Source organism: Terriglobia bacterium, from assembly GCA_020072565.1.
Lineage (GTDB): Bacteria > Acidobacteriota > UBA6911 > UBA6911 > UBA6911 > JAFNAG01.
The window spans coordinates 1-14,640 of the sequence record JAIQGI010000107.1; the positions used below are offsets into that span (position 1 = coordinate 1).

The following is a 14,640-nucleotide window of genomic DNA, read 5'->3' on the forward strand; positions in this document are numbered from 1 at the left end:
GCCTTTGATCGCTTCCACCGCTACCTTGGCCTTGAGTGTCCCATCATACCGCTTCCGCTCTCTTTTCATCGCTCGCTCCTCCGAGGCGGCAGCGATTTTACACCTTAATCACCTGTCCAGTTTTTGGGGTACACCATACACTTCCACTTCAGGCACCAAATAGGGATGACCTTACATTTATCAAGGATCAGTCATCCAAGTTGTTGGATTCGCAGGATCCCAGCAAACGTGCATGGGGTGCATATCTGATCGGCCAAAATGGCCTTTCTGAACTTAAGCCAAAGTTGGACCGGCTCCTAGACGGAGTTGACGTGTCCACGCTTGATGAGTGCCTCCTACGCTCCATGCTGGGTGCGGAAATAAGGCTGGGGGGCGATGCGCCCATAAACGTGCTGACCAAGCTTTATGAAAGTTATCCGAACGAAGTGACCCTCCTGTTTGCTCGGTCATCTCAAAAGAACGCCGATGCGATTCTTCCGCTTTTCGAAAAGGAAAAGACCGTTACTGCACGTTGGCTGGCCCTGGGTGATTTGCTTTTGGAGGGTAAAGCACGCCATTTCCCGCTTGTATTGATGCGGCAAATGCAACGAATAGACTTGTCAATCGCAGTGACAGATTTCGCGGGAGAAGGAGGAATCGGAGGCAGTTTGGGCGAAGGTATAGATGAGTTCAAGGTTCCCATTGGGTTCCCCCCGATAGCCATCCATGATCTTTCTATTCAGCCGAAACGAGATGCGACCGTAATAGCCACAGGACCGCGCACCATCTATGCAAATGAGACAATAGTTCACCCTGGGGAGAGTATTACGGTCCGAAATGGCGGCGGTTTTGTTTTCGACTACTGGGACTCAAATGCGTACCGGTATGAGTATTTGGCTGCAGTCCTTGAAGAACTGCCAAAATATGAAACAGCCTTTCGAAGACATCTCAATCTGACATGGAACGGGCAAAAACAGTTTATCGCAGATGTAAATTCGCACTGCAGCGAGAGACTGCAAAAATACGACCTCATTTTGTCACTTCTGCAGAAGAAAGACTTGATCGCGCCATCTGATGCAAGGACTCTGCAACCCAAGATCATTCTAAACATATCAGATTTCCGTCGGAACAAAGCAGTGCCTCTCCCGGAAATACATTTACCGCAAGTAACAGTTGAAAAGTAGAAGGATCGGTGCTTGCCGTTACTCTGTCGTTAAGTACCCTAGTAGAATTTTGGCTGGTCTGGCTAAGTGATTGATTCTATTGGTGCCGGGGGGCGGAATTGAACCGTCGACACACGGATTTTCAGTCCGTTGCTCTACCGACTGAGCTACCCCGGCATCTGAAGGTGCGGCGCTCCCGATGATGAAGCGCGAAATTTTATATCATCGCGGGTCCTTGGGTGTCCAGGCAAAACTCAATTGCCGGCGGCGGGGGGTCGCGTCGGGCCGCCGCGACCCACTTCGGCGAGGCGCGGGTAGGCTCTGGCCAGCAGGGAAGGGACCGCGGGGGGCTGGGCATCCAGCTCCTCGAGGATTTCGATCGCGTTCACCAGGGCCTGGCCGCGGAAGTGATTGTTGGTAATGGCATAGGTTTCGTCCGCTTCCTGCTTCATGATGCGAAGGCGGCCCGACACCTCCTTGATCTCGGCCTTGGTATAGAGGTAGTCGTAGCGCTCGTCGCGCCCGGCGTCCTTCTCGAACCAGGTGCGATAGTTGCGCCCATGCAGCCGCAGATATCCCAGGCGCGAGGTCACGCGCCCCGAGGGTTCCATCGAATCGCCGATCACCGGCTGGTCCACATTGCAGAAAGCCACGTCGCTCTCACGCAGAAAAGCATAAAACTCCTCGCGATCCCAGGAGCCGTGGCGAACCTCCAGGGCCAGGCGATATCCGGCCAGGCGGCGAAACAGGCTCTCGAGATAGGCAAGGTTCTCCTCGGTGTGGCGAAAACTCCAGGGGAATTGCACCAGGAGCGCTCCGAGGATTCCCGCCTCAGCCAGGGGCGCAAGCGAGCGGCGCACAACTTCACAGTCGGCGGCGATCGATGCCTCGGTGGCCTCCTCCCGGTCGTGGGAGAGCTTTTGCCAGGCTTTGGCCGTAAACCGGAAGCGCGGGTTGTTGCGCACGCGGCGTGCCCAGGCGGTGGCATCACGCGATCGGGGCGGGGCATAGAACGAACTGTTGATCTCTACGGTATCGAAGAATTCGGCAAGATAGGTCAGAGCATCGAAGGACTTCCCGGCTCCGCTGGGGTAAACGATTCCTTCCCAATCCTTATAATTCCAGCCCGCGGGGCCAACCCGCAGCGAGGTATCGCGAGCGGGAGTCTGGAAGAGCGAGCCCTGCGAGGCCGATTTCATAGGTTAGCCGAAGATGACTCCAACCGGCGCTCCCGGACCGAGATGCAGCTCCGCTGCCGCCGATCGGTCGCGCATCACGATTTCGAGATAGCCGCTGGAACCGGGTATGACAAACAGTTCGCCTCGCGCGCCCTCGCCGAAAGACCTCTTGAAAATAGTGATCTCTCGCTGTCCGGCAACGACCTTGCATGCGCGGTTCCCGGTGCTGCCGTATACCGGAACATCGTCAGGCTTGAGGTTGGTGACCAGGTTGCCGAAGTTGTCGACTGCGAGTACCGCTCCCTGGACGAGCGCATCCCGGACCCGGGTCACTGCCGGAATCTGCAGGCGCGCGGGCTGCTTCAATTCCGGCCCGAACTGCGGCAGGGTGATGTCCCGGCTGAGCCACGCTGCCACCGGGGCGAAGATGTCGCGCCCGTGAAAGGTCGAGGAAACGGGCTTGCGAAAATAGTGATCCGCAGCGATCTCGTGCGCGACGAAACCGTCTTCGCGATCCAACACATAGGTGAGAATGCCGTTGTCGGGGGCCACAAAGAAGTGCCCGCCAGCCGACACCACCAGTGCCTTGCGCGCGGTTCCCACGCCCGGATCAACCACGGCCACATGGATGGTGCCGAGAGGAAAATAGGAATAGGCCTGCGCAAGCGTGAATGCCCCGCTGTGGATGTCATGGGGCGAAACCAGGTGGCTGATGTCCACAAAGGCAAGGTCTGGATTCACCCCCAGCATGACCCCCTTCATCGCGGCGACGAAGGAGTCTCTCAGCCCGAAGTCGGTTAGCAGCGTAATCAGTCGTGTCGTAGTCGCCATAGTCTGCACGCCTCATGAGAAGTATTATACAGGTACTATAACTCCGATCTCCCCGTCGCCGGTTGCGAATCTTGCAGGTTGGGCCTGCCGTTCTCCCGTAGCAGCCTGTCGGGATCCTGGTGCCATCGGGGTCATGCTGTTATGCTTGTCCTCAACCTTGACTTGCCGGATGCCCTTGGTTATGTTTTGATTCTCGGGTGCGTTGCCGACTGGTGGGAATCGGATTCCCGAAGCGAATGGAACCGGGCTGGACGCAGCACCGGACATGGCAGCGGCGCACGAAGGAGAGTCCGTGAAGCCGCGTATCTATCTTGATAACAGTGCCACCACCCGCATCGATGACCGGGTGCTGGAAGCGATGCTGCCATATCTGCGGGAGCGCTTCGGCAACGCCGGTTCGATCCATAGCTTCGGACAGGAAGCCAGGGCGGCGGTAGAGGACGCGCGCCGCGCGGTGGCGGAGCTCCTGGGCGCCGACACGCGCGAAATCGTGTTTACCTCGGGGGGCACCGAATCGGACAACGCGGCGCTCTGGGGCGTCTGGCGCAGCGGCCATCGCACCGGCAACCACATCATCACCTCGAAGATCGAGCACCCGGCGGTGCTGTCGACCTGCAAGGCGCTCGAGTCGGCAGGAGCGGAAGTGACCTGCCTTCCCGTGGATTCTTCGGGGCGCGTTGATCCCGAGCGCGTGGCGGCGGCCATCCGCGATACCACTATCCTGATCTCGATCATGCACGCCAACAACGAGACCGGGATCATCCAGCCCATTAAAGAAATCGGCTCCCTGGCGCGGGAACGCGGCATACTCCTGCATACCGACGCGGTCCAGTCGCTGGGAAAGATACCCGTGCAGGTGCAGGAGCTGGGCGCAGATTTGGTTTCTGTCTCCGGGCACAAGATCCACGCGCCCAAGGGCGTAGGTGCTCTCTGGGTCCGCGGCGGGGTTAAACTCGTGCCTTTCCTGACCGGCGGCGCGCATGAGCGCCGGCGCCGGGCCGGCACCGAGAATGTCCCGGCCGTTGTGGGCTTCGGCGTAGCGGCGCATCTTGCGCTCGAGCGGCTGCCGGAGATGGGAACGCGTGTCGCCGCGCTGCGCGATCGGCTGGAGAGCCGGATCAAGAGCGGCGTCGCGGGCGTTCATACCAACGGTGATGTCGAAAATCGTCTTCCCAACCTGGCAAACCTGGCATTCGAAAGGGTAGAAGGAGAGGCCGCGGTCATCGCCCTGGATCTTGCAGGGGTGGCGGTTTCGACCGGTTCGGCCTGTTCTTCCGGGTCGCTCGACCCGTCTCATGTCCTTGTGGGCATGGGGCTGCGTTCGGAAATTGTGCAGGGGTCGCTACGTTTCAGCCTCTGCTATCACAACACGGTTGAGGAAATCGACGGCACCGTCGAGATTCTCTCGGAAGTGGTGGGCCGGTTGCGCGGGCTCGCGCGGCGCGGCCAGGATAGAACGACTTCGGATCTCCGGATTTTGGCCTCCGATGTGCGGCGAGCCTCGGAAGCCCCGGATGCCTGATGTCGGATGCTTGATGTTTTCACGCATGGGGCTTATGGCGACTAGAGATTTCCACGAACGAAGCATCGATAACGTTACCATCCTGACGGTCGAGCGGGGATTGAAAGGAGCGCTCGAATCGCTCCTGAAGGATCGCATCGACGAGCTGGTGCAGGCGGGACGACTGCAGATTGTCGTCGATCTGAAGCAGGTCCCTTATCTCGATTCGAGTGACATCGGGCGGATCATACGCGCGCACCTTTCGGTGCGCCGCGCGGGCGGGCGCGTGCGCCTGTGCAATCTGGCGGAAAGAGTGCTTGCCGTCTTGAAGCTGACCCGGCTCGATACGATTCTCGATCTCTATCCGACGGAGAAGGATGCCCTGGCCGGCATTCTGCAAGGGAAGCCGCAGCCGACATCCGCCGTCGCCGAGGAATCGGTGTGACGGCAGCGCGGGACCTCCAGGGGATGCTTTTGAGCTTCGCTTTCTTGACCCGTTGTGCCAAACATGATACAAGCTTCAGCGCTACAAGCCAGCGTAGCTCAGTTGGTAGAGCAACTGATTCGTAATCAGTAGGTCCCCGGTTCAAGTCCGGGCGCTGGCTCCATAGATTCAACGGTTTGCAGCCACAGCGAAAAGAGCCTAAATCCGGTAGCAATCACATAGCAATCAGGTGCGGAACTTGCTACCAGCCCCCAACTTCCTTAATTCCCGTGAGCGGCCCCAGGTCCAAATCCGCCCGAAAGCGCCGCGGATCGTGCTCAAAGATCGTGTATAAAAGGCGCCGGCATCCAGCCAAGTCCAGGCCGTTCCCCCGGTTTGTCTGCCGGCATCCCGCACACAATGGATAGGCGAACATCCGCCCCGCGGCCCCGGTTGGCCGACTCTCTGGCGCCAGGTCCGGCCCGGATCGCCCGCAGATGGCGCAACGCTCGGGGGCCGGACCCCTCTGCTCGAAAAAACCGCTTTCGGGATGTTTGGGCATTTTGCCCTCAGAAACTTTACGCTGTACTGCCCCAGGAGCCCCGATCGCCACGAGGCCCTTATCGTCTACCACCACTCGTTTCCGCAGCCCATCCAACACGAGTCGGCCCGCTTTCCGGGTATCCTTTCGTCTATGCTGAGGGGCCAGTAAGCGCAGTCAGACCATACACCCTCGCTCAAAATCGTTGCCTGTTCCGACCCGGCAAGTAGCAGTTTGGCAATGCCTTCAGAATCCAGGGTCATCAATTGCTCGTTAAATTCGGGCGAAACTTCATATAAGACAGTCCGCGTATAAGGGATGGCCCGGCCGTGAATCCGCTGGCATTCATCCATGAGAGTCTGTTGCAGAAGCGCCCGGGCTGTTCTGGCCTCGCTTTCCAGTTCCTCCGCCTGCTTCTTTAGTTTTTTGGCATCATCTTCTATGCTGTTGATTCTGTGTTGCTCCTCGCCATAGAATTCTGCCTCTTTCAGTGCTTCCAGATTTTGCGGCATTGCAATGCCCGCAGCGTTCGGTCCTAGAAACAGCTCCCAGCGCGGTTCATCGGGTTTCTTGAAGACTTTTACCGGGCGGCCGTCGATCTTCGGCGCCGGTCCGGTGAAAACCCTGGTGACGGATTGCGCTCTCTCTTCCATTTTGCACTGGCGCACGGCTGCAGGCGGTTTCATTTTTTCCCGCACGATTTTGTCAATGAGGTTGCGCTGCATTTCCGGCTCTTTGTGGCTGAATCCGGCCGCCACCGAAACCGCGATCTTTCCCTGCTCAACGGCGTCTATCAGATCTGGCGTGCCGTGATCCAGCACTTTGCGGGCGCTTCTGGTGGTGCGTTCGGAGACGTTGAGCATTTTGGCGGCTTCAGCCTGTGTTGGCACCTCGGCAAATTTGCCTACCTGGCGCTCGCCATCCTTCAGCGTCGCCACCCTCGCCGCAACGATGCCCCGTTGACTTTCGTCAAGATGCCGGCGGTGAAGGTTCAGCGAGATCACATAGGCCAACGGAGATCCATTGCCCTCGAAGTGTCTGAATGTCGGCTTAACGCCAGCCTCTAGGCAGGCCCGATACCGATTGCGACCGTCGAGGATTTTGCCTTCGTGCAGCGTTATGGGTTCTCGCAGGCCGTTCGCTTTTATGTCTGCGATCAGAGTGTCAAGCTCCTGGCCTTGCATCATTGGAAACAAGTTCGCTATCGGGTGAAATTCAAGTTCGCTCATTCTGGTGTAGCCTCCTGTACAATGACCAGCCGCCCCTCTTCATCCACCTCAATCCGGCAGGGTTTGCCGATCTCAAGGCGCGGGTGGGTCCGGGTCCAGAATTCGTACCTGCAGGCTGGCGTGCAGAAGCGATGCCGCCGCCGCTTCGCTTCAAACTCGGTCCCGCAGTTTTCGCAGTTGACTGTTTCTCCGATCATGCGCCCAAAACCCCCATTAGAAGCGTTGCACGCTTTTTTAAGGCGAGATCTCCCGTTTCGTGACTCATTCACTGCCTCACGTCTCCGATTCAGTGGTGAGCTTTATACGATGGTTCGACCCGGCCCCGACCAGGTGCGGTATGCCTCGCACTTGTCCAGGTGCGCGCTGAACGTTTCATAGATATTCTGCCCGCAGTGCTGGCAGTACCCCACGGCCCCGCGCCGGTCTTTCCCCGAGCTGGCCCGCTTCTTTCGCCGGCAGTCGACGCACAGCCCCGAATGAGTGAGCTTGCCGCATCCGGGCGTCGTGCAGAGTTTGGCTTGTCGAATTGCCATAAATTAGCCTCTGTGCTGGCTCAGGGCGGGTTATCTCGGCAAGGCCCTTACCGTACCCCTGCCCGAAACCGGCTGTTTCAACGTCGCCCGCGTCGCGCGCTCGGGTGGAAGGTTTCAGCGGAGGCCGGCCCAGCTCCGGCCCCCGCCTTGTTGGAGAAAGGCCGGGGAATACCCGCCCCGGTTCGGGTCAATCGTAATTGGATTCATAGAATGCGCGGGCCCCGTATCGGGCAATACTGTCCAGCATTCGCCGGTATTCAGCATCCGTGAGACGCGGCCCGCTGTCTACCTTGCCGCAACAAACCCGGCCGTTGCACTGCGTGCAACGCGGGCGAATGACGCCGGTTTTGTCGCGCACCATGTGGCACCCGTCTTTACCTTTGAATCTTGAGATTTCGCAAACCATGTGTAGTCTCCGTTCAAATGCGCTTGTACACCAAGCGATCTTGGCTTTCTTGCTGCGCTGCGACGGCCGTTAATTCCTGCCATTGACGGCCGGTTAATTCGATGACTTCCATCGGGAATTCGGCGTTTTCAAATTTGGCGACCACTTCATTGATTGCGATGTTAATTTGTTCCAGCGGTTGCAGACGCAATTCCTCTACTCTTTTCGCGCCCGCAAACAACGAATCGCGCTTCCGATTCCATGTGTACTTGAAACCGTCGCGTGTCATCCTCGCCAAGCGCAGTTCACCATGCAATGCTTCCGCACGCGGAGACTCCGCGAGCTGCAGCGCAGCCAATTCCCGCGCCAATTTAATGCACTCAGCGTCGAGCTTGTCATATTCGCGCTGCATTGCGGGATAAGTTTTTTCATGCGCCTGCAGCGCGTCAAATGCTCCCTGACTCTCGCGCTCGCGTCGCGCGTTTTCAATTTCCTTCTTGCTCTGTGTCATGTGTTCTCCTTGGCCAAGGCGTCCACCCCGGCCGGAATGGTGTCAGTGAATTGTGTTGCTTGTTTCGGCCGGCCAATCCTCCGGCGCCGGCGCAGTCTTCAGCGCCTCGATTTCCGCCGGCAGAAGCAATTCCGGGTGACGAATCAGGTACTCCCGCTGCGTCTCAAAAAACGGGTGCGAACCGAGGTACTCAATTTCCTCCATTGTCGATTCGTCAAGTTCCTGGTCGGTGTAGTCAACCGGACAGCCAAACGCCAGTTCGCCGTCGACGTCATACGGTTGCGGTGTTCCTCTGACTCGCACGCGCCGATGGTCGCTGAACTCCCACCACGCCCAGGGCCTCGAAAAGCTGTGTGCAGGATCGGCGTGCCATTCGCGCATGAGTTCATCCTTGCATTCGGCCCAGGACACGCGCAGCGCATTCTCACCCCATGTTTCACTAAGAGCGAGCCATCCGCAGCCGGTCATCAGAAGTTCTTTTTGTTGTAACGTGAGCCCGGTGTCCCGTTCGATTCTTCGCGGCATAATACTCTCTCCTCATCCAGGCAAGTTTTCCTTAAGGCCCAGCAACCGCGCCGCCTGCAGATAGGCGCTCGTTGCTACCCTGTATAAGTCGATTGAAGGATTTTTTTTCTGTACTCCCGTGCGGTTCGAGCTGACCGTGACGCCATCTTTTTGGATTTCAGCAAGGCAAATCAGAGCCAAGTCATAGTTGCGAATCAAGGTCATGACAATTCCACGTTCTGCAGCGGAAAACGCCAATTCGCTGTGAATTTCGCGCCAATACCGTTTGCTTTCCGGTAAAAGTCCGGTTGGTGGTTTCGGGATTTCACGCCTCATGGTCGGCCCCTAAAAACAATGTTTTGGCGCCGCAGGTTTGCCCGAAGGGGCGTGCCCGGTCTACAACATGGCGCCCCAGCGATGCGACCCGCCCCTCCGGGCTCGGCTGATAGACGCGCAACGCATCCCGCACTCGGCGCCCGTAGTCCTGCACAGAGGTGCGCCGGCGCAGCAGTTTGGTGTGCCTTCCCGAACCATCCGAGGGGGAACCGTCCGAGCTTCTATAGCTATCCGTATGGTGTACGGTCGGTAGGTAGAGAGCGCTTAAACGCGGCTCTCTACTACCTCCACAGACTGCGCTTTTTACCGTGCGGAATAGTCCCTTCGGATGGTTAACTTGTTGATGCTTCACGATATTTCCTCCACCGTCCGAAATAGGTTGTCATTCCCCCCGGACGGTCGGCGATAGCGTGTATTGCGGTTTTCGCCCATTTTTTCGATTTTCCCATCATTCATGAGTGCCGCCAGATGGTCGGCAACGGTTGATCCGCTCAGTCCGGTTACCTGCTTTATGTCGCTCTTGGTGGCCCACATCAACCCGATCGCGTCATACACGCGGCTCCTATTTGCCTGCCCTTTCGCCCGCATATCGTTGGCGGCATCCTCGAGGTCACCGGCCCAGGTAAACTTTTCTTCATTGCTGCCCTGGGGTGACACCTCAAGCAGGAAGCGCGGCTTCTTATCCGTTTCCTTGGAACTAACCAACACTTTGATCGTATTCCCTGTGCGTTCCATCAAGATATAGCAGTCGGCGTTCTGGAGCTTGCTCCCGGTTCCTTTCAGGCTGCTGAGGTCGAGTTCTTTCCGTGCACGCCCGCTGGTTTCCTTTCGGTAGTGGTCGTGGACCCACAATGCGACGTTGATCTCCCGGGTGAGGTTTGAGAGGCGATGAAGGATAGGGCCTTGCTTTACATCGTCGAAGGAGGCAATCCCTGGTGTCGCCTTCTGGTACGTGTCCACAAACACCAGCTCGAACTTTTCCCGCGCGATGAATTCCCGCAGCCAGGCGAAGCATACATCATCATTGACGGTCAATCCCGGCGCCGCATAGACCACGAAACGGCCGGGCTCGAGTCGCCGGTCGCGCCGCATGTCGAGGATGCGAGCTTTGGCGCGCCGCGGTGGGTCCTCCAGGAGTAGATAGAGGATTCTTGACACCGGCGAAATTGGAAACTTGCCGAAGAGTGATCCGCCGAGCAAAAGCTGATGCGCGACATAAAGGCCCATCAGGCTTTTGCCGGTTTGCGTATCACCGGCCACAAATACCAGGTTTCCCTTAGCTAAGATATCCTGGACGATCCATTCCAGTTCAGGACAATTCCAGCAGTCTACTTCTGCCACGTCAAGCAACTGCCAATGTGCAGGCGGTTCGAATCCTGCCGGCGCCTTCGGCTTCTCAATTTTTTCGAGGTTTGTGAGAAGGCGCGCGGTTGCGGTTCCGCCGTCGCCGTTGCCTTCGGCAATTTCTTTGGCGTACTTCTGCGCCGCCTCGAGACGTTGGCGCCGAACGTTGGCCTTGTGGACCTGCTCGGCATACACACGAGCATTCGCGCCGATCGCGCCGGCATCGGTAAGCGAGCAGATGTAGGCCGCGCCGCCACATTCGTCAAGTTCGCCGGTTTCGCGCAGTGTTGAAATGAGGATCGCGGGATCGACTACGCCGCCATTCTGGAATATTTCAAGGCAGCGCCGAAATGCGATTCCATGCGCCTTACTCAGTTCGGCCGGCTGGACGATGGCCGCGGCCGCCTCGAGGCAGTCGGGCTCGCGCAAACCTGCGCAGAGCAAGGCTCGCTCGGCCTCAAAGTTATAGGGATCGCGGGTCATGCGCGCCTCCGCTTTAGCCATGCCGACTTGTGCGCGAGCAGACCATCAACAAGGCGGTCATTGCCGGCGAATTCGGCAACGGCCACGAATGCGGTCAAGGTGCGTCCGAAAACGTCGCAAAGGAATTGCCTTCTGTCCTCGTTCGGATGTACTATTGCAGAGCTGATAGATTTCTTGGCCGCTTGCCTCTGCCCCGAGGGAGCGGCCGATTTTTTTTCGGCCATAGCGCCCCCTATTTTCTTTTCAAGGATTCGAATACGCCCGGCACATGCAATGCAAAAGCATTCGAGCGGATCTCGGAGACAATGTTGTCAAGTTCATGCGTAAATTCAGGCCAAAGGTTCCTGGGCCAGCGGCCGAGCGCGGTATAAACGTATTCGCGCATGCCTTCAAGTTCCTGAAGTGCGTTGAACTTCTTGGCCGCGGTTGCCGCATTCCCTTCAGCCACGGCTAATAATTGACGGTGTTTGGTGACAACCACGGCAAGTCGTAAAGCATCGCCCCGGGTCATTTCCGGGTGAACGCGGCCGGCCTTGATTTCTTCCTCAAGGATACAATTCGGAACGCGGGTAAGTTCATATAAGGTCCGCCATGAGTTCGGAAATACGTACCAGTGGTTCGGATTTGACAGAACAGGATGCGCCGCAATCTTGACGAGCATTTGTGCATGCCGCTCGTTGATGGGCAGCAATTTCTGCCGGAACATTCCGAGCCATTCGCCATGCTCTAATATATCCTTGGCTTCTGCCAGCTTGCGGCCGCTCTCAATCACGGCGCCCACGGTCTGACTCAGGCAGCCGCGGATCTGTTCGGCCCATTGCTCGGGTGTGAGTTTTCGCCGCTCAAGGCGTACCACGTTGTTTTTCATGGCCGCCCTTACTGACTGGTGGATGTACGCCGGCGAGATTCCGCCCAGGCCGTCAAGGTTTCATCGGTATAATAGACTTTGCGCCCGAGCTTGTAATACTCAGGCCCGCCGCCGATGCAACGCAATTTCTCAAGGGTGCGAGGTTTGAGCCCCACACAGGGCGCCGATTGTGCGGTGTCTTTGAATTTGCCGTTCGGATTCATGCTGCCTCCAATGTTGTTCGGCAGCATCGTAATTGAGAAAACCCGATAGGGAAATGGAGTGTCAGTTTTAAGCTATAGGCTTATTTCTGACATTGGGTGATGCGGTCCTGTGTTGCATTCGCGGCTTTGAGAAGGCTGGCGCCGCATTCTCGCGGGTTTCTGGCTTTTGATTTTGGGTATATTGTTTTCCAGATATCTTCATAGGTTGCGCCGGCAGCTTCACCGTCAAGCCCGCGAAGATAGGCGGTGTACTTATCGTCGCGTTTTCGATTTTTGAAATGAATTTGCAAATGCTCTTGAAGAAATCGCAAACCAAACTCGGCTCGCTCAAGTTGGAATTTCAAGGGTTGACGATAGTTGAATACAATCGCGCAGCAGTTGTTCGGCATACTCCAATTATGATCCAGCACGGTCCGGTTGTATATACCGCCGGGTTCCATGACGCGGATAGCCGAGGTTGAAACGAATGTGACGGGCATATTTGAGCATGCAGGATTAATGAGGCATGCGAGGCCATACCTCTCTACACTACGCAGCATGTGTACTCGATATTCTGGATGATCGGGTGTACAAATGAAGTTATGGAAATTTACGCTGCCGAGTCTAGCGGCCACTTTCAAAGAATCGGCAAGGGTTAGATTCTGATATACCTTCACTGTCTGCGGTAGGTGCGCGAGCCAGTCCTTTCTATAATCCCTGCGCCGACGCAAAAACTCCCAACGAAATATGCTTTCGCGCCAAATCTCATCCACGGTTTCGGGGAATGAATACGCCCCGGCCTCGCGCCAGTCTGGAATACCCCATTGTTTTCTGGCTTGTTCTTTCGAAGGCTTCTGCATGTTTCCTCCGCTCACTTCACGCGCCTGATTCCGGGTTGTGTTTTCAGCGCTTCATCAATCCGGTTGCCGATCAATTCTGCCGCCGCTTTGAGCGGGTCCTGCGCCAGATGGGCATATCTTTGCGTTGTGGAGGCGTCCAGGTGCCCTAATAGTGCGCCGACAATGGGCAACCCTAACCCCGCTGCCGCGCCCACTGAAGCGTATGAGTGCCTGATATCATGCAGACGCACGTCAGGCAGTTCCGCACGTTTCTTTATGCGGTCCCAAACCTTCTGGAGGCCTACGAAATGACTGCCGCGCCGATGCCCCGGCAGAAAATAGTTGTTATCCTGCACCACGGGCAGGCCCTCGAGGATTTCCCGCGCCGGCGCCGACAATGGAATGGATTTGAAGCCGGTTTTGGAATCGGGCAGGACTAAGGCCCCAAGTTCGGAGTTCACGTATTGCCATTTCGCGCTCAAAATTTCATTCAGGCGCGCCCCGGTGAAAAGCAATAACCTCACGGCTGCGAGCGCTTGCGGCGGTTCGGCGCCTTCATCCTCGATCGCCTTGAGTGTTGCGCCCAGTCGGGCCAGCTCTTCCGGGTTCAGAAATCGGCGCCGCTTTTCCTCACGATACTTTTCGATATGGGTGCATGGGTTTGAATTCTGTGGCCGGAGGCCCCAGCCCTCAGCCAAGTTGAACATTTTCTGCAGCAGAGAAAGAACGCGGTTACCCTGATAGGGCGTCTCGCGGCATTTGTGATGCAGTTTGGCAATGTCGGCCCGCGTCACACTTGCCGCACTGCGCACGCCTAACGCCGGTAGGACGATCGTATCGAGTAGGCGCTTATCCTCAGCTGCGCTGCGCGGTTTTTTCTTCGTAGCGTGTTCCTCAAGGTAGCGGGTAGCCAGGTTATTGACGGTTGCGCCGCGCTTATCTTCCGCAATGCCCTCTGCCGGGTCCTCGCCCGCTGCGACTTCGCCCAGGCGGATCGCTGCCCGCCGGCGCGCTTTGTCGGGTGTCAGTGCGCCATGTGTGCCAAGTGTAAGTCGGCGCATTCGCCCCTTGCTTCGGTACTGCGCAATGTAGACGATTCTCCCGGCCGGTGTGAGCTTGAGTCCGAACCGCGGGAGTTCGGTATCCCAGACAAAGCTATCGGTCGCGCCCGGTTTCAATCCGTTGACTAAGGTTTTCGTGATTTTCGCCTTCATGCTGCGCCCTTTCCGTGAGTCAGTCGGTTTTGGCTAGCAATCACATAGCAATCAGTTTCAAGACAACGCAAGCGTATCAAAGCGTAGCAGGGAATACAAGACAATTGAGAAAGGCGCTAAAAATGCGGGTGAAATGAGGTATCGGGGAAATTCGGCGTAGTGGGGCGTAGTGGTAAAAACAGATTCGTAATCAGTAGGTCCCCGGTTCAAGTCCGGGCGCTGGCTCCATGAAAACACGCCACTTACAGCCTTTCGAGATTTCACTCCCCAACTCCACTCGGCATTTTCTGCGGATTTTCTGCGGGTCGGGAATCCAGCGCGTGCGTCGCTGAACGCTTCGATCCTGGGATCCAGTGCGAGTATACCCGCAGAGTGATCTCCGGACTCTTGTGCCCGAGCTGCGCCGATACGTACGCGAGCGGCTCGCCGGCCAGGAGCATCGCACTCGCATACGTGTGGCGCCTATGTCTTCAACGACATAGCCGCCACTATCAACCCTGCCTGACTATGTCGAGCGATACCGGATCGGTGAGGCTCTATATCTGAAGAAATCAGGTCACGGTGTGGATGCGGTGAGTGTTTCGCTCGACATAGT

Annotated in this window: 16 protein-coding genes and 2 tRNA genes; 4 read left to right on the top strand and 14 right to left on the bottom strand. The window is 57.3% G+C overall.

Annotated features, from left to right (window positions below):
- Positions 1–311: 311 nt before the first annotated feature.
- A complete protein-coding gene (locus LAP85_29010; protein MBZ5500454.1) occupies positions 312–1,163 on the top strand; it encodes a hypothetical protein in 852 nt (283 codons plus the stop codon).
- An 80-nt stretch (positions 1,164–1,243) separates the two neighbouring features.
- Here LAP85_29010 and LAP85_29015 read toward each other — a convergent pair.
- The 3 genes from LAP85_29015 to LAP85_29025 all read right to left on the bottom strand — a co-directional run bounded on the left by LAP85_29015 (position 1,244) and on the right by LAP85_29025 (position 3,151).
- Positions 1,244–1,319: transfer RNA gene (locus LAP85_29015), tRNA-Phe, on the bottom strand.
- Positions 1,320–1,396: 77 nt separating this feature from the next.
- On the bottom strand, positions 1,397–2,341 hold the full coding sequence (locus LAP85_29020) for a DUF72 domain-containing protein (protein MBZ5500455.1): 945 nt from the start codon (positions 2,339–2,341) through the stop codon (positions 1,397–1,399).
- A 3-nt stretch (positions 2,342–2,344) separates the two neighbouring features.
- Positions 2,345–3,151 (bottom strand): SAM-dependent chlorinase/fluorinase, encoded by an 807-nt coding sequence (locus LAP85_29025; GenBank protein MBZ5500456.1) that lies wholly within the window; start codon positions 3,149–3,151, stop codon positions 2,345–2,347.
- A 265-nt stretch (positions 3,152–3,416) separates the two neighbouring features.
- Here LAP85_29025 and LAP85_29030 point away from each other — a divergent pair, with 265 nt between their 5' ends.
- The 3 genes from LAP85_29030 (at position 3,417) to LAP85_29040 (ending at position 5,260) form a co-directional block, all read left to right on the top strand.
- The gene (locus LAP85_29030) at positions 3,417–4,673 is read left to right on the top strand and encodes a cysteine desulfurase (GenBank protein MBZ5500457.1); all 1,257 of its coding nucleotides are present in this window, start codon (positions 3,417–3,419) and stop codon (positions 4,671–4,673) included.
- Between the two features lie 34 nt (positions 4,674–4,707).
- The gene (locus LAP85_29035; GenBank protein MBZ5500458.1) at positions 4,708–5,097 is read left to right on the top strand and encodes an STAS domain-containing protein; all 390 of its coding nucleotides are present in this window, start codon (positions 4,708–4,710) and stop codon (positions 5,095–5,097) included.
- 87 nt (positions 5,098–5,184) lie between these two features.
- Positions 5,185–5,260, top strand: a tRNA-Thr gene (locus LAP85_29040).
- 443 nt (positions 5,261–5,703) lie between these two features.
- On the opposite strand, the gene LAP85_29045 is transcribed toward LAP85_29040, so the two are convergent.
- From LAP85_29045 to LAP85_29095, 11 genes are all read right to left on the bottom strand, one after another.
- On the bottom strand, positions 5,704–6,846 hold the full coding sequence (locus LAP85_29045) for a ParB/RepB/Spo0J family partition protein (protein MBZ5500459.1): 1,143 nt from the start codon (positions 6,844–6,846) through the stop codon (positions 5,704–5,706).
- Between the two features lie 299 nt (positions 6,847–7,145).
- On the bottom strand, positions 7,146–7,379 hold the full coding sequence (locus LAP85_29050; protein ID MBZ5500460.1) for a hypothetical protein: 234 nt from the start codon (positions 7,377–7,379) through the stop codon (positions 7,146–7,148).
- A 187-nt stretch (positions 7,380–7,566) separates the two neighbouring features.
- Entirely contained in the window at positions 7,567–7,785 is a 219-nt protein-coding gene (locus LAP85_29055; protein MBZ5500461.1) for a hypothetical protein, read from the bottom strand.
- Positions 7,786–7,798: 13 nt separating this feature from the next.
- Positions 7,799–8,275 carry a hypothetical protein gene (locus LAP85_29060; GenBank protein MBZ5500462.1) on the bottom strand — a complete coding sequence of 159 codons (477 nt, stop codon included), beginning with the start codon at positions 8,273–8,275 and terminating at the stop codon, positions 7,799–7,801.
- Positions 8,276–8,317: 42 nt separating this feature from the next.
- On the bottom strand, positions 8,318–8,800 hold the full coding sequence (locus LAP85_29065) for a hypothetical protein (protein ID MBZ5500463.1): 483 nt from the start codon (positions 8,798–8,800) through the stop codon (positions 8,318–8,320).
- A gap of 12 nt (positions 8,801–8,812) precedes the next feature.
- The gene (locus LAP85_29070; protein MBZ5500464.1) at positions 8,813–9,115 is read right to left on the bottom strand and encodes a P27 family phage terminase small subunit; all 303 of its coding nucleotides are present in this window, start codon (positions 9,113–9,115) and stop codon (positions 8,813–8,815) included.
- 348 nt (positions 9,116–9,463) lie between these two features.
- Positions 9,464–10,963 (bottom strand): AAA family ATPase, encoded by a 1,500-nt coding sequence (locus LAP85_29075; GenBank protein ID MBZ5500465.1) that lies wholly within the window; start codon positions 10,961–10,963, stop codon positions 9,464–9,466.
- A 211-nt stretch (positions 10,964–11,174) separates the two neighbouring features.
- Positions 11,175–11,810, bottom strand: coding sequence for a DUF3102 domain-containing protein (locus tag LAP85_29080; GenBank protein ID MBZ5500466.1), 636 nt, complete (start codon positions 11,808–11,810; stop codon positions 11,175–11,177).
- Positions 11,811–11,818: 8 nt separating this feature from the next.
- Positions 11,819–12,013: a DNA-binding protein gene (locus tag LAP85_29085; GenBank protein ID MBZ5500467.1), complete on the bottom strand. Its 195-nt coding sequence runs from the start codon at positions 12,011–12,013 to the stop codon at positions 11,819–11,821.
- Between the two features lie 80 nt (positions 12,014–12,093).
- Entirely contained in the window at positions 12,094–12,852 is a 759-nt protein-coding gene (locus tag LAP85_29090; protein MBZ5500468.1) for a hypothetical protein, read from the bottom strand.
- An 11-nt stretch (positions 12,853–12,863) separates the two neighbouring features.
- On the bottom strand, positions 12,864–14,045 hold the full coding sequence (locus tag LAP85_29095) for a site-specific integrase (GenBank protein MBZ5500469.1): 1,182 nt from the start codon (positions 14,043–14,045) through the stop codon (positions 12,864–12,866).
- Positions 14,046–14,640 lie beyond the last annotated feature (595 nt).

Excerpts from the sequence above, each read along its gene's own strand:
- LAP85_29045 (MBZ5500459.1), bottom strand. The coding sequence starts at position 6,846 with ATGAGCGAACTTGAATTTCACCCGATAGCGAACTTGTTTCCAATGATG.
- LAP85_29035 (MBZ5500458.1), top strand. The coding sequence starts at position 4,708 with ATGGCGACTAGAGATTTCCACGAACGAAGCATCGATAACGTTACCATC.
- LAP85_29095 (MBZ5500469.1), bottom strand. The coding sequence starts at position 14,045 with ATGAAGGCGAAAATCACGAAAACCTTAGTCAACGGATTGAAACCGGGC.
- LAP85_29025 (MBZ5500456.1), bottom strand. The coding sequence starts at position 3,151 with ATGGCGACTACGACACGACTGATTACGCTGCTAACCGACTTCGGGCTG.
- LAP85_29020 (MBZ5500455.1), bottom strand. The coding sequence starts at position 2,341 with ATGAAATCGGCCTCGCAGGGCTCGCTCTTCCAGACTCCCGCTCGCGAT.
- LAP85_29075 (MBZ5500465.1), bottom strand. The coding sequence starts at position 10,963 with ATGGCTAAAGCGGAGGCGCGCATGACCCGCGATCCCTATAACTTTGAG.
- LAP85_29090 (MBZ5500468.1), bottom strand. The coding sequence starts at position 12,852 with ATGCAGAAGCCTTCGAAAGAACAAGCCAGAAAACAATGGGGTATTCCA.
- LAP85_29060 (MBZ5500462.1), bottom strand. The coding sequence starts at position 8,275 with ATGACACAGAGCAAGAAGGAAATTGAAAACGCGCGACGCGAGCGCGAG.
- LAP85_29065 (MBZ5500463.1), bottom strand. The coding sequence starts at position 8,800 with ATGCCGCGAAGAATCGAACGGGACACCGGGCTCACGTTACAACAAAAA.
- LAP85_29050 (MBZ5500460.1), bottom strand. The coding sequence starts at position 7,379 with ATGGCAATTCGACAAGCCAAACTCTGCACGACGCCCGGATGCGGCAAG.
- LAP85_29080 (MBZ5500466.1), bottom strand. The coding sequence starts at position 11,810 with ATGAAAAACAACGTGGTACGCCTTGAGCGGCGAAAACTCACACCCGAG.
- LAP85_29030 (MBZ5500457.1), top strand. The coding sequence starts at position 3,417 with ATGGCAGCGGCGCACGAAGGAGAGTCCGTGAAGCCGCGTATCTATCTT.
- LAP85_29055 (MBZ5500461.1), bottom strand. The coding sequence starts at position 7,785 with ATGGTTTGCGAAATCTCAAGATTCAAAGGTAAAGACGGGTGCCACATG.
- LAP85_29070 (MBZ5500464.1), bottom strand. The coding sequence starts at position 9,115 with ATGAGGCGTGAAATCCCGAAACCACCAACCGGACTTTTACCGGAAAGC.
- LAP85_29085 (MBZ5500467.1), bottom strand. The coding sequence starts at position 12,013 with ATGAATCCGAACGGCAAATTCAAAGACACCGCACAATCGGCGCCCTGT.